At 68.7% G+C, this 14036-nt stretch carries 11 protein-coding genes; 9 read left to right on the top strand and 2 right to left on the bottom strand.

Going from position 1 to position 14036, the window contains the following annotated elements; all coding sequences use genetic code 11:
* Nucleotides 1–4: 4 nt before the first annotated feature.
* On the bottom strand, nucleotides 5–1441 hold the full coding sequence (locus HHX30_RS20180; RefSeq protein WP_311922627.1) for a hypothetical protein: 1437 nt from the start codon (nucleotides 1439–1441) through the stop codon (nucleotides 5–7).
* Between the two features lie 396 nt (nucleotides 1442–1837).
* On the opposite strand from HHX30_RS20180, the gene HHX30_RS20175 reads away from it, so the two are divergent.
* From HHX30_RS20175 to HHX30_RS20135, 9 genes are all read left to right on the top strand, one after another.
* Nucleotides 1838–3076 (top strand): glycosyltransferase family 2 protein, encoded by a 1239-nt coding sequence (locus HHX30_RS20175; protein ID WP_311922626.1) that lies wholly within the window; start codon nucleotides 1838–1840, stop codon nucleotides 3074–3076.
* 55 nt (nucleotides 3077–3131) lie between these two features.
* On the top strand, nucleotides 3132–4724 hold the full coding sequence (gene metG, locus HHX30_RS20170) for a methionine--tRNA ligase (RefSeq protein WP_169983510.1): 1593 nt from the start codon (nucleotides 3132–3134) through the stop codon (nucleotides 4722–4724).
* 57 nt (nucleotides 4725–4781) lie between these two features.
* On the top strand, nucleotides 4782–4979 hold the full coding sequence (locus HHX30_RS20165; RefSeq protein ID WP_169983509.1) for a hypothetical protein: 198 nt from the start codon (nucleotides 4782–4784) through the stop codon (nucleotides 4977–4979).
* Between the two features lie 154 nt (nucleotides 4980–5133).
* On the top strand, nucleotides 5134–5991 hold the full coding sequence (locus tag HHX30_RS20160) for a TatD family hydrolase (protein WP_169983508.1): 858 nt from the start codon (nucleotides 5134–5136) through the stop codon (nucleotides 5989–5991).
* A 26-nt stretch (nucleotides 5992–6017) separates the two neighbouring features.
* Nucleotides 6018–6872, top strand: coding sequence for a 16S rRNA (adenine(1518)-N(6)/adenine(1519)-N(6))-dimethyltransferase RsmA (rsmA, locus tag HHX30_RS20155; protein ID WP_211592242.1), 855 nt, complete (start codon nucleotides 6018–6020; stop codon nucleotides 6870–6872).
* 153 nt (nucleotides 6873–7025) lie between these two features.
* The gene (locus tag HHX30_RS40740) at nucleotides 7026–7331 is read left to right on the top strand and encodes a hypothetical protein (protein ID WP_211592241.1); all 306 of its coding nucleotides are present in this window, start codon (nucleotides 7026–7028) and stop codon (nucleotides 7329–7331) included.
* Between the two features lie 402 nt (nucleotides 7332–7733).
* Nucleotides 7734–9245 carry a serine protease gene (locus tag HHX30_RS40735; protein WP_211592240.1) on the top strand — a complete coding sequence of 504 codons (1512 nt, stop codon included), beginning with the start codon at nucleotides 7734–7736 and terminating at the stop codon, nucleotides 9243–9245.
* 260 nt (nucleotides 9246–9505) lie between these two features.
* The gene (locus HHX30_RS20140; RefSeq protein WP_169983506.1) at nucleotides 9506–10444 is read left to right on the top strand and encodes a 4-(cytidine 5'-diphospho)-2-C-methyl-D-erythritol kinase; all 939 of its coding nucleotides are present in this window, start codon (nucleotides 9506–9508) and stop codon (nucleotides 10442–10444) included.
* Between the two features lie 12 nt (nucleotides 10445–10456).
* On the top strand, nucleotides 10457–12262 hold the full coding sequence (locus tag HHX30_RS20135) for an ABC-F family ATP-binding cassette domain-containing protein (protein ID WP_169983505.1): 1806 nt from the start codon (nucleotides 10457–10459) through the stop codon (nucleotides 12260–12262).
* Between the two features lie 57 nt (nucleotides 12263–12319).
* On the opposite strand, the gene HHX30_RS41770 is transcribed toward HHX30_RS20135, so the two are convergent.
* Complete coding sequence (locus tag HHX30_RS41770; protein WP_249350226.1) at nucleotides 12320–13900, bottom strand: serine protease; 1581 nt, start codon at nucleotides 13898–13900, stop codon at nucleotides 12320–12322.
* Nucleotides 13901–14036: the final 136 nt, after the last annotated feature.

The raw sequence follows: 14036 nt of genomic DNA, 5'->3' as shown, positions 1-14036 counted from the left end.
CGGATCAGCGGCCACTCCTGCGGCCAACTACAAGATCACGCGCGGTGAGGGCGGCGGCGAGGCAGGCGAGCGGCACCGCGGGCAGCAGATAGCGGTAGTCGAACTCGGCGGTCGCCGCCGGGGCCAGGATCAGGCCCGCCGCCCCCAGCCAGGGCAGCAGCGCGGGCCCGCCGAGGTCGCGCCAGCGGCGCGCCACGCCGTACAGGCCGGCCAGCAGCAGCAGGCCCAGCACGAGGCCCGGCAGCCGTACGACCGTCTGGTATCCGATCATGATGTCCGACCACGGCGAGACCACGTGCGTCGCGGCCGGGCCGTTCTCGTACGCCTCGGCGTCCTTGTCCGTGGTGCTGTGGTAGGAGCTCCACTTGGGCAGCTTGCGGGTGTACTCGTTGTCGAACTCGTACTGCAGGAAGGTCTTGGCGTCCGGGAACCGGGGGCGGCCCCACTGGAAGGCACGGAAGAAGTCCTTGGCCACCGCGGCCAGGTAGTCACCCGGCTGGGACAGGATCGCCCTCTTCGCGAACGTGCTCGCGTTGGCGTTGATCTCCGGGGTGAACTTCATGCCCGAGCCGAAGACGTGGAGCTGGTTCTGGTCGTCCCACCACAGGTACGCCTGCGCGGACAGGCCGCGGTCCTTGGGCGCGACGTTGATGCACAGCAGCGCCAGCTCCAGCTCGCGGCGCTCGTCGATGTTCATCTTGTGGCAGTCGGCGAACAGCGACGTCCTCATGTAGAGGATCACCCCGTCGCTGTTGGTCATCGCGAACTGGCCGTTCACCGCCTTGAACCAGCCCATGTACGCGAGCACGGGCAGCCCGCACGCGGTGACCATGGCGACGATCGGCTTCCAGCCCGCCCGTTTGATCACCAGGTACGCCACGACCAGGGCGAGGATGGGCAGGCCGATGCTCCGGGTCAGCGCCGTCAGGGCGAGCAGCAGCCCGACCACGGTGCCGCCGCGCCAGGTCAGCCGCTCCCGCCACAGCACGAGCGTCACCACGCCCACCACGAGCAGGATGAACATGGTGTCCGACATGATCAGCTGCTCGAGCTGGATCTGGTAGGCGTCGAACATCACGGGAGCGGCGGCGAGCGTCGCCCCCCAGCCTGGCATCCCAAATCTTCTGGTCAGCAGCGCATAGATAAGGAACGCCGTCGCCAGGCCCATGAGGTGCTGGGTAAACACCACCAGCGAGAAACTGTGGAACGGCTTGAGCAGCAGCAGCCAGAAGCTGTACCCGTCCGGGCGGATCGGGTGCGGACGCGGGCGCAGCGCCACCGACACGTAGTCGTAGGAGTCGTTGAACCACATGGCCGGGCCGAAGCCCAGCATCGTGACGATCCGCAGCACGAAGGCGACGCCGAGCGCGACCGCGAAGACCCGGTGCCGGCGCAGCAAGGCGACCGTACGGCCCCAGCCGCCGGCGGGGGAGGCGTCCACGGAGGGAGGATCAGCGATCGCGACCATTCAAAGTCGCGCGGAGGGCACGGCCCGCGTCGGCCGGCCGGTGTTTCCGCGCTTCCTCCCCTCGATTGTCGGCGCCTGCCACGGAAAACCCGCGGGCATGGGGCGAAGGAGAACTCCGCCGCCCGCGCCGAAATCCGGCGCGTGACCTGCGGGCATGCCGTACACATCGGCGTGGCCGGCGCGATGGGAATTGTCCGGGCCGGGCTCGTCCTCTGCGTCGCCGCTCGGCCGGCGGCGCGGGAAGCCCGCCGCTCCAGCGGTGGGTGGAGTCACGGTTACAGAATGCCAGCCGTTTCGCGGACTTGACTCGGACGCTACTGGGAAGCGGGCATCATTGGTGTCCTGCCGTCATATGCGAGGAGTTGCGACGTGGAACTTACCGTTGTCATGCCATGCCTCAATGAGGCCGAGACCGTGGAGATCTGTGTTCGCAAGGCTCTCACGTGCATGCGCGAGAACGGGATCGACGGCGAGGTGGTCATCGCCGACAACGGCAGCACCGACGGCTCGCAACAGCTGGCCCGCGATGCGGGCGCCCGGGTTGTCCACATTGACGAGAAGGGCTACGGCAACGCCCTGATCGGCGGAATCCGCGCCGCGCGCGGCAAGTACGTCATCATGGGCGACGCCGACGACTCCTATGACTTTACGAACCTGATGCCCTTCGTCGAGCAGCTCCGGGACGGCGCCGAGCTGGTCATGGGCAACCGGTTCCGCGGCGGCATCGCTCCGGGGGCCATGCCCCCGCTGCACCGCTACCTGGGCAACCCGGTCCTGTCGTTCATCGGCCGGCTGTTCTTCCCCAGCGCGATCGGCGACTTCCACTGCGGCCTGCGGGGCTTCCGCCGCGACTCCATCCTGCGGCTGGGGCTGCAGACCGGCGGCATGGAGTTCGCCTCCGAGATGGTCGTGAAGGCGACCCTGCAGGGGCTCGACGTCCGCGAGGTGCCGACCACCCTGTCGCCCGACGGCCGCTCCCGCCCGCCGCACCTGCGCTCCTGGCGGGACGGCTGGCGCCACCTGCGCTTCCTCCTGCTGTACAGCCCGCGCTGGCTGTTCTTCATCCCGGGCCTGGTGCTCATGAGCCTCGGCCTCGTCGTCGGCGCCGCGCTGACGTTCGGCCCGGTCTACATCGGCAAGCTCGCCTTCGACGTCGACACGCTGGTCGGCGCGTCCGCGATGGTGATCAGCGGATTCCAGGCCGTGCTGTTCGCGCTGTTCACCAAGGTGTACGCGGCCGAGGAGGGCTTCCTCCCCGAGGACCGGCGCATCCGCAGGCTGGTGGACGTCGTCACGCTGGAGAAGGGCCTGCTCGCGGGTGGCGCCCTGGCCGTGGCCGGTCTGGTCGGCCTGGTGGCCTCGCTCGCCCATTGGGGCGGTCGCGGCTTCGGCGAGCTGATCCCGGCCGAGTCGCTGCGCCTCGTCGTGCCCTCGGCGACCGCGTTCGTCATGAGCTTCCAGACGATCTTCGCGTCGCTGTTCATCAGCATCCTCGGCATCCGCCGTACGCGGGAGAACCCGGTCGACATCGCGGCGTCCGCCGCCGAGGAGGCCGCCGAGGCCGTCAGCCGCGAGTCCGAGACCGCCGGCCGCGAGTCCGTGGCCTGACACACCACGGTTTTATCCCGGGGAGTCACCTCCCCGGGGCCGATAGGATTCGCACATGGCGGCTACAGGAACGACTGCATCAGGGGAGTCGGCGTTCTACGTGACGACGCCGATCTACTACGTCAACGACGCCCCGCACCTGGGCCACGCCTACACGACCGTCGCGGGCGACGTGCTCACCCGCTGGCACCGCCAGCGGGGCGAGAAGGTGTGGTACCTCACCGGCACGGACGAGCACGGTCAGAAGATCATGCGTACGGCCGAGGCGAACGGCGTGACGCCCCAGGAGTGGTGCGACAAGCTCGTCGAGGACTCCTGGAAGCCGCTCTGGGAGCACCTCCAGATCGCCAACGACGACTTCATCCGCACCACCGAGCCGCGCCACACCGACCGCGTCCAGGAGTTCGTGCAGGACCTGTACGACAAGGGCGAGATCTACAGGGGCGAGTACGAGGGCCCCTACTGCGTCGGGTGCGAGGAGTACAAGTCGCCCGGCGATCTGCTCGAGGGCGACCTGTGCCCGATCCACAAGCGCCCGGTCGAGTGGCTGAAGGAGGAGAACTACTTCTTCAGGCTCTCCGCGTACGGCCCGCGCCTGCTCGAGCACTACGAGCAGAACCCGGACTTCATCCAGCCCGCCTCGGCGCGCAACGAGATCGTGCAGCTGGTGAAGCAGGGCCTGCAGGACCTGTCGATCTCCCGCTCGACGTTCGACTGGGGCGTCCCGATCCCCTGGGACCCCAAGCACGTCATCTACGTGTGGATCGACGCGCTGCTCAACTACGCCACGGCCGTCGGGTACGGCTCCGACCAGGCGAAGTTCGACGCCACCTGGCCGGCGAACGTCCATCTGGTCGGCAAGGACATCCTCCGGTTCCACGCGGCGATCTGGCCGGCCATGCTGATGGCGAACGACCTGCCGCTGCCGCGCAAGGTCTACGCCAACGGCTGGCTGATGGTCGGCGGCGAGAAGATGAGCAAGTCCAACCTCACCGGCATCTCGCCGCGCGACCTGACGAGCCATTTCGGCGTGGACGCCTACCGCTACTACTTCCTGCGGGCGATCCCGTTCGGCCAGGACGGCTCGTTCTCCTGGGAGGACTTCTCCGCCCGCTACACCTCCGAGCTCGCCAACGACTTCGGCAACCTGGCGTCCCGGGTCGCGGCGATGATCGGCAAGTACTTCGACGGAGTGCTGCCCGAGGCCAAGGACGCGGGTCCGGCCGAGCAGGCGGTCGCGGACGGCCTCGCCGCCGCGGCGACCCATGCGGACACCATGATCGGCGACAACCTCGACTTCGCCGGCGGCATCGGCGCCATCTTCGACTTCGTCAAGCAGGTCAACGGCTACCTGAGCGACCAGGCGCCGTGGAAGGTGGCCAAGGACGACTCGCCGGAGGGGCAGGCGCGCCTCGCGACGATCCTCTACACGGCGGCCGAGTCGCTGCGCGCGATCGCGGTGCTGCTGCACCCGGTCATGCCCGCCACCAGCGAGAAGCTGTGGGCGTCCCTCGGGGCGGAGCCGCACCTCGGCGCGCTCGCGGACCAGCGGATCGCCGACGTCGCCACCTGGGGCAAGCTGCCCGCCGGCGCCCAGGTCGTCAAGGGCGAGATCCTCTTCCCGAGGCTGGAAGACGCCAAGTCCTGACGTCGGGGCGAGTGGGTACGTACTCTGGAGAGTGGTCGAATCAGCGGAGGGGAGATCATGAGCGAGAACCAGCCGGATCACCCGATCTTCCCTCCCGTTCGGAAGAAGACCTCTGTAGATGAGCTGATCAGGCTGAAGCACGCCCGCCCGATCGGCCATGTCGAGGAGCTCGCCGCCGACACGTTCGAGGACGACCAGGAACTGCAGGAGTTCCTGGTGTTCACGCGAACAGAGCGGCATGCCGACATCGCCTAGGCTCCACTGATGTCCAACTCCCCGCCCCAGATGATCCTGCCGAGGCTTACCCTTAGCCGCGACGGCACCTCTGAGCAGCGAAGAGTCCCAAGGCAGTGAGCATACTCGGCTGCGAGGGAATTCACGTGTGGCGCAGGGCGGTAGGTTTGGGGGCATGTCGCATGAGCGTCCCGTGAAGCCCGAGGCGTTGCCGGGTGAGGTGTTCGACAGCCACTGCCACCTGGACATCATGGTCGGCAACCGGCAGGCGTCCTCGGGCGACCCGGTCGCGCTGGCGGCCCAGGCGGCCGGGGCGAGCGTCGAGTCGATCCTCGGCGAGGCGAAGTCGGTCGGCGTGACGCGCCTGGTGACGGTCGGCTACGACCTGCCGTCCTCGCGGTGGAACGCCGCCGTGGCCGGTGAGCACCGGGACGTCTACGCGGCGGTGGCCATCCACCCGAACGAGGCGCACGCCGCCACACCCGAGGTCCTCGCCGAAATCGAGGATCTCGCGCGGCTGCCGCACGTGCGGGCGGTGGGGGAGACCGGTCTCGACTACTTCCGCGACTGGGCGTCCAAGGACGACCAGCACGCGAGCTTCCGCGCGCACATCGAGATCGCCAAGCGGACCGGCAGGGCGCTGGTCATCCACGACCGCGACGCGCACGATGACGTGCTCGCCGTGCTCGCCGACCAGGGCGCCCCCGACGTGGTGGTCTTCCACAGCTTCTCCGGTGACGCCGAGATGGCCAAGCGGTGCGTCGACGCCGGTTACTTCATGTCGTTCTCCGGCCCGGTGACGTACAAGAACGCCGGATATCTGCGGGAGGCGGCGGTGGTGGCCCCGCCCGAGCTGATGCTGGTCGAGACCGACGCGCCCTACCTGCCGCCGACGCCGCACCGGGGCAAGCCCAACGCGCCCTACCTGATCCCGCTCACGCTCCGCTGCCTCGCGGAGGTCAAGAGCATGGACGTCGCCGACCTCGCCGCCCGGATCACGGCCAACGGCGAGACCGTTTTCGGCGCCTGGTAGTCGCGCCGATGCCCCACACTGGAGCCATGAGTCTGCTCGGGCCGGTCGAAGTGCGTGTGCTGGCGGAGAAGCTGAACCTCCGGCCGACGAAGAAGCTGGGGCAGAACTTCGTGATCGACGGCGGCACCGTCCGCCGGATCGTCCGGCTCGCCGAGGTCACCCCGGAAGACGTGGCGATCGAGGTCGGCCCGGGGCTCGGCTCGCTCACCCTCGCCCTGCTCCCGGAGGTCGCCGAGGTCGTCGCCGTGGAGATCGACCCGGTGCTGGCGGAGCAGTTGCCGCTGACCGTCGCGCAGCGGGCCCCCGAGGTGGCCGACCGGCTGAAGGTGGTGCACGCCGACGCGCTCAAGGTCGGGCCCGCCGACCTCGGAGCCGAGCCGACCGTGCTCGTGGCCAACCTGCCGTACAACGTGTCCGTGCCGGTCGTGCTGCACCTGCTCGAGGTGCTGCCGTCGCTGCGGCGCGGGCTGGTGATGGTGCAGTCGGAGGTCGCCGACCGGCTCGCCGCGTCGCCGGGGTCGCGCATCTACGGGGTTCCCTCGGTGAAGGCGGCCTGGTACGCCGACGTGCGCCGGGCCGGACCGGTCGGGCGCAACGTCTTCTGGCCCGCGCCGAACGTCGACTCCGGACTCGTCTCGCTCGTACGGCGGGAGCCGCCGGCGACGACGGTGACCCGCCAGGAGGTCTTCGCCGCCGTCGACGCGGCCTTCGCGCAGCGCCGCAAGACGTTGCGCGCCGCGCTCGCCTCCTGGGCCGGCACGCCGGCCGCCGCCGAGAAGGCTCTGGTCGGAGCGGGGATCGACCCCTCCGCGCGCGGGGAGCAGCTGCGGATCGAGGACTTCGCGCGCATCGCCGAGCAGCGGGCCGCCGCGATCGCCTAGGCCGCGCGAATCTCCCAGGGCGTGCGGATCTTCTGGAGCGCGCCGTGAGGCCGTGAGCGCCGGGTGGCGACCTCCATCAGCGGCCGGGCCATTGCGGGCGTGAGCGGCAGGGCTGTCCGGTGGCCGTCGCGATGTCCCGGTCATGGCCCAGCCGTGATCGCCGCGGCGAACGCGATCTGGTCGCCGGCCTCGTGCTGCAGCACCTGGGTGACCGACCACTTCTCGCAGGGCGTCGCGGCGTCCCGGCTGCCGGGGGCGACGCCGGCTTTCCTCAACCGGATCGTCGACGCCGACGTGCACTCGCTCACCGTCCACCTCGCCGGGACCTTCACCCCGACCGAGGAGATGCGGCGCGACGCGCAGCGGGCCGGCGCGCTGATGGGCCGGCTGGTGGAGCGGGCCCGCTGTGGCGCGGGTGAGCGCCCAGGACCCCTGTGGCCGTGTCCCGCGCGGCCCTGACCGCGGCCCTGACCGCGCGGCTGGGCTCCGGGCGGGGCGCGCTGGACGGGGTCCCGGGCATACGCGCGCCGGGGCCCGCAGGTGCTCTGTCGGACCGATTTTGACGTGATCAACTAGCCATCTCGTTCCATCAGATTAATGTGATTTGGGTCACATTGGTGGCTTGCGTGGATCAGTGACGTTGAGTGACGACGTCGCGACGGCGGCCTCCGTGATCAGCGAAAACGTGACGGCGCGCAGGGCGATTCGAGCGGCGGCCAGGGGTTCGATCTTGACCAGCTGATCAGACTGAAACCACTAGACGGGGTCACAACTGGCAAATCCTCGGATAGCTTCTTACCCGTCCTTTACTGACGGATGGGGCGCAATCGGCGCCCGACGATCAGACCAGGGAGTAGTAAGTTGAAGCGCACCCTCACCCTCGGCGGCATCGCGGTCGGCATGCTGGCCGCCGCTGCTGTCGCCACCCCGGCTCAGGCCGACTCGGACGTCGCCCCGCCGGTCAACCTGGCCAACACGAACTTCGCCGCCAAGCAGGTCGCCGCGTTCTGGTACGGCCAGAGCAAGGCCAACCTCGTCAACGCGACGCCGTACAACGTCGAGACCACGCTGCCCACCAAGCACGTGTCGACCGGCGGTGCCTCCGCTGACAGCAAGGCCGGCGTCGTCGGCTCCAGCGGTGACAAGAAGGCGTCCACCGGCACGTCGAAGAACGTCAACCTGCCGAAGACCACCGGCAAGGTGTTCTTCATCGGCGCCGACAAGAAGCCGCACTGGTGCTCGGCCACCGCCGTGCAGAGCCAGTACAAGAACCTGGTCGCGACCGCTGGTCACTGTGTCTACGACACGGTGAGCAACAAGGCCACCCTCGACAAGTGGGTCTTCATCCCGGGTTACTACCAGGGCAAGACCCCGTGGGGCATCTACGTGGGTAAGACCGCGTACACCCACTATGACTTCGACAACTACGAGGACGGCGACCGCGACTACGCGTTCGTGACGGTCTACAACGGCGTCCAGGTCACCGACGTCAAGACCGACAAGGTCAAGAACTGGATCGACAACCGCAACTTCGAGACCAAGGCCGAGGCCGAGAAGGCGCGCAAGGAGCTGGAGCTCAAGAGCACCGGCTTCGCGGGCAAGATCGTTAGCCGGATCGACTGGGCCCACAAGGTGCCGCTGCGCACCCCGGACTCGAAGAAGGTCGAGGCCAGCGTCGCCCAGATCGCGGTCGACCCGAACACCATCGACTCGGCCAAGAAGACCCTGGCGGAGCAGGCTGAGAAGTACGGCACCTCCACCTACTCGGACAAGACGTGGGGCGTCGTCGTCAACCGGGTCTCCAAGCGGGAGTTCGGCGCCGGCGGCTGGTCGTCCGACGGCAAGGCCTACTACTTCGCCAAGGACAACGCCTGGTACAAGGCCACCTTCTGGGGCAACTTCGACGTCGACTACAAGCTCAAGGGCAAGCTGGTCGACATCGCCCTCAAGGACGTCGGCACCCTCGGCGCCAACGTCGGTGGTCAGGGCCTGGCCTACAACCAGAAGATCGGCACGAACGTCTTCGTGTTCGGTTACCCGAGCGGGTCGCACCCGGACGGCAGCTACGCCTTCACCGGTAAGACCCTCAAGTGGAGCTACGGCAAGACCTTCAAGGCGGCCGCCCCGGCCATGAAGGCCGAGGAGCTCGTCGGCATCAAGTCCTCCTTCACCGGCCAGGGCTCGATCGGTTCCTCGTGGCTCTACCGCTACAGCAGCACCAAGCGTCTCGGTTACCTGAACGGTGTGACCATCGCGGTCTCCGACACCGACGGCAACAAGCGCATCGACACCAGCGTCTCCCCGTACTTCGACGGTGAGACCCTGGCGGTCTACAAGTACGCCGCGAAGTTCGCTTCCGGCAAGATCGTCTGAGGTTCTCCCGCGGCCATCGGGTGAACTGAGGGAAGGGCTCGGCGTCCAGCCGGGCCCTTTCCGCATGTACGGGCACCGATAACCAACCGATAATCAACCGATGACCAGCGGAAATCCGCGAGATGTCCCCATGGGCGGGTGCCGCTAAGCTCGGGTCCCATGGTCAGGCACAGACGACGTGGCCTCGCCCGTCGCCCACAACCAGGACGTCACACACCAGGACGTCACACGCGAGGACGACACGAGCGGGGGAGCGGGCGATGAGCGCGATCACGGTGCGCGTGCCGGCGAAGGTCAACCTCCAGCTCGCGGTCGGCCCGCTGCGCGAGGACGGCTACCACGACCTGGTGAACGTCTTCCACGCGGTCTCGCTGTTCGACGAGGTCACCGCCGCCGAGCCGGCGGACGGGGACGTCACCGCCGCCCCGCTCAGGGTCAGGGTCGAGGGGGACCACACCGGCGAGGTTCCGGTGAGCGACGACAACCTCGCCGTCCGGGCCGCCATGGCGCTGGCCGGCCGGGCGGGCCGTACGTACCGGGCCGATCTGCTGATCCGCAAGTCGATTCCCGTGGCGGGCGGCATGGCCGGGGGGAGCGCCGACGCCGCCGCGGCCCTGGTCGCCTGCAACGAGCTGTGGGGCCTCGGGCTGCCGGTCGAGGACCTGATGGAGATCGCCGCCGACATCGGCAGCGACGTGCCGTTCGCGCTGCTCGGCGGCACCGCCGTGGGCACCGGACGCGGCGAGCGGCTCGCGCCGCTGGAGACCGCGGGGGTCTTCCACTGGGTCTTCGCGCTCGCCGACGGCGGCCTGTCGACCCCGAGGGTGTACGGCGAGTGCGACCGGCTGCGCGAGGAGGCGGGAGTGGCCGCACCGCGTCCCGCGGTGAGCGAGACGCTGCTCGACGCCCTGCGCCGGGGCGACGCGAAGGCGCTGGGACAGGCGCTGGCCAACGACCTTCAGCCCGCGGCGCTGGCGCTGCGTCCCTCGCTCGCGGACACGCTCGCCGCCGGGCGTGAGCGCGGCGCGCTCGGCGCGCTCGTCTCCGGATCCGGCCCCACCTGCGCGTTCCTGGCCGAGTCGGCAGAGCACGCGCACGAGCTGGCCGGCTTGATCACGGACGTCGACGGCTGCCGGGCCGTCGTCACCGCGCACGGTCCCGTCCCCGGCGCGACCGTTGCCGGTGCGGGGGCCGGATAAGCTTTACAGGCCATGAATCTGGTCAATCTGGAGTCCGTCTCCCACGCCTTCGGGCCCAAGCCGCTGCTCGCCGACATCTCGCTCGGACTCGAGCAGGGCGACCGGATCGGCGTCGTCGGCCGCAACGGCGGTGGCAAGACCACGCTCATCTCGATCATCGCGGGAACGCTGAAGCCCGACAGCGGCCGCGTCACGCATACGCGCGGCCTGCGCGTCGGCACGCTCTCCCAGCGTGACCAGTTCGATCCGGACACGCCCGTGAAGGACATCGTGCTGGCCGGACGGGCCGAGCACGAGTGGGCCGGCGATCCCGCGATCAGGGAGATCCTCGCCAACCTGCTCGGCGACATCGACCTCGCGGCTCCCGCCGGCGCGCTGTCCGGCGGTGAGCGCCGCCGTACGGCACTGGCGAAGCTGCTGGTCGAAGAGCACGACCTGCTGATCCTCGACGAGCCCACCAACCACCTCGACATCGAGGCCATCGCCTGGCTCGCCGGGCATCTCGTCCAGCGCAAGTCCGCGCTGCTGGTGGTCACCCACGACCGGTGGTTCCTCGACGCGGTCTCCACCCGCACGTGGGAGGTCGTCGACGGCTCGGTCGAGCGATACGAGGGCGGCTACGCGGCGTACGTGCTGGCCAAGGCCGAGCGGGCGCGGATCGCGCAGGCCGCGGAGGACCGCCGGCAGAACCTCATGCGCAAGGAGATCGCCTGGCTGCGGCGCGGACCGCCGGCCCGGACCTCCAAGCCCAAGTTCCGGATCAACGCCGCCGAGGCGCTCATCGCCAACGAGCCGCCGCCGCGGGAGACGGTCGAGCTGCTCAACTTCGCCTCGGCGCGGCTCGGCAAGACCGTCGCGGATCTGGAGGACGTGACGCTCCACGCCGGCGGCCCGGGATCGGGTCCGCTGGTGCTCGACCGGTGCACGTACCAGTTCGGGCCGGGGGACCGGATCGGCCTGATCGGGGTCAACGGCTCGGGCAAGTCGTCGGTGCTGCGCCTGCTGTCCGGCACGGTCGAGCCCGACTCCGGCCGCGTCGTACGCGGCAGGACCGTGCGGCTCGCGCACCTGTCGCAGGAGCTCGTCGAGCTGGACCCCACGCGGCGGGTGCTGGAGACGGTCGAGGAGATCCGCAAGTACGTCCAGGTGGGCAAGAAGGAGTGGTCGGCCTCCCAGCTGCTGGAACGTCTCGGCTTCCGGGGCGAGGCGCAGTGGAAGGTCGTCGGCGACCTGTCCGGCGGCGAGCGCCGGCGGCTGCAGTTCCTACGGCTGATCATGGATGAGCCGAACGTGCTGCTGCTCGACGAGCCGACCAACGACCTCGACATCGAGACGCTCACCGAGCTGGAGGACCTGCTCGACGCGTGGCCGGGAACGCTCGTGCTGGTCAGCCACGACCGGTACTTCCTGGAGAGGGTGGCCGACCGCTGCGTCGCGCTCCTCGGAGACGGCACGCTGTCGATGCTGCCGGGCGGGGTGGACGAATACCTGGAGCGCCGTGCGGCGGGCCAGGCCCTGTCGGCCCGCGCGGCCTCCGGCGCCGGCGCTCCCGAGCAGGCGCCGCAGGACAGTCAGCCGGTGCAGGCCGGTGGGCTGTCCGCCAAGGAACTGCGCGAGCTGCAGAAGGAGCTCAACCGGCTGGAACGGCAGATCGACAAGTTCGGCGAGCGCGAGGCGAAGCTGCACGCCGAGATGGCGGAGGCGGCGAGCGACTTCGAGCGCCTGGCCAAGCTCGACGCCGAGCTGCGCGACATCGCCGCGCAGAAGGAGGCGGCCGAGCTGGAGTGGATGACGCTCGCCGAACGTCTCGACCAGTAGGCGGATGAAAAGGAAAGGGCCCGGCAGGCTGCCGGGCCCTTCGCATGCGATCGGCGACTAGACGATCTTGCCGGACGCGGTGGCCGCGGCGACCTTGTAGACGCCCAGGGTCTCGCCGTCGAAGTACGGCGAGATGCTGGTGTCGTACCGGTCGTTGCCGTCGGTGTCCGAGACGCCGATGGTGACGCCGTTCAGGTAGCCGAACCGCTTGTTGTTGTCGTACTTGAACAGCCAGCCGGAGCCGAGGGCGCCCTCACCCGTGAAGGACGACTTGATGCCCTGCAGGGCCTCGCCCTTGATGGACGGCGCCACGGCGGGGAAGGTCTTGCCGTAGCTGTACTTGAGGGTCTTGCCGGTGAAGGCGTAGTTGCCGTCCGGGTGCGACCCGCTCGGGTAGCCGAACACGAAGGTCGGCTGGCCGACCTTCTGGTTGTAGGCGAGGCCCTGACCGGGGACGTTGTCGCCGAGGCGGCCGACGTCCTTCAGCGTGATGTCCACGATCTTGCCGGTCAGCTTGTAGTCCAGGTCGTACTTGGCCCAGAAGTTGACCTTGTAGTAGCCGTTGTCGTAGATGAAGTAGACGCTCTTGCCGTCCTCCGAGACGCGGAACACGACGTCGCCGATCTTCACCTCGTCCTTGGCCGAGTTGTACTCGGTCAGCGAGACGCGGGTGACCTTGATCCCGGTGCCGGGCGCGGTCTTGAAGTCCGTCGTCTGACCGCGGCCCTTGTTCAGGATCTCCACGGCGTCCTTGGTCACGGGGGCCTTGTTCTCGGCGGTGAGAGCCGGCGCCTGGAGGTTCTGCCAGTGCGCCCAGCTGCAGACGTCGATCCACGTCTGCTGGTATTCCTTGTTCTTCTTGTCCCTGACGACCGTCTCGGGCTTCGACACGAACGGCACGATCTTGCCGGCCCAGCCGGTCTGCTTGATCTCGACGTCCTTCTGCGCCTTCTCGGCCTCGGCCAGGGTCTTGAAGACCCGCTTGTCGACCCAGTTCTTGACGCTGTCGGTCTTCACGTCGGTGACCTGGACACCGTTGTAGACGGCGACGAACGCGTAGTCGAAGTCGCCGTCGGCGTAGACCTCGTAGTCGAAGTGGGTGAAGGCCGTCTTTCCGACGTAGATGCCCCACGGGGTCTTGCCCTGGTAGTAGCCGGGGACGAAGACCCACTTGTTCATCGTGGCCTTCTCTTTCGCCGTGCTGAAGACACAGTGCCCGGCGGTCGCCACGAGGTTCTTGTGCCCGCTCTGGATGGCCGTGGCGGAGCACCAGTGCGGCTTGTTGTCGGCGCCGACGAAGAACACCTTGCCGGAGGACCGGGGCAGGTTGACGTTCTTCGAGGTGCCGGTGGGCTTCTGGTCGCCGCTGGACCCGACGACACCCGCCTTGACGGAGGCGGGCTCCTTCGGCAGGTGGGCGACGACCTTGGAGGAGACCTTGGTCTCGACGTTGTACGGCGTGGCGTTGATCAGGTTGGCCATCTTCTGGCCGTACCAGAACGCGGCCACCTGCTTGGCGGCGAAGTTCGTATCGGCCAGGGGCACGACCGGAACCTTCTCCGCCTGTGCGGGGGAGGCGACGAGTGCGGAAGCCAGCAGGCCGGCCGCCACGCCGCCGATAGCGAGGGTGCGCTTCACTTGTTCTCCCAGGTCTGGCGTGGGGCGTGACATTTGCCCCATGCGTCAGTAAAGGATGAAAATAAAGTTATCGGAGAAGATCAGTGGGACGTAAGGGCCGTTACTGGAGCGATGCGTGACAGCCGTCCCGGGATAT

Source organism: Microbispora sp. H10836 (assembly GCF_012999525.1).
Classification (GTDB): domain Bacteria; phylum Actinomycetota; class Actinomycetes; order Streptosporangiales; family Streptosporangiaceae; genus Microbispora.
Note: the sequence above shows the minus strand (reverse complement) of the source record. Positions and strands in the feature narration are given on the sequence as shown.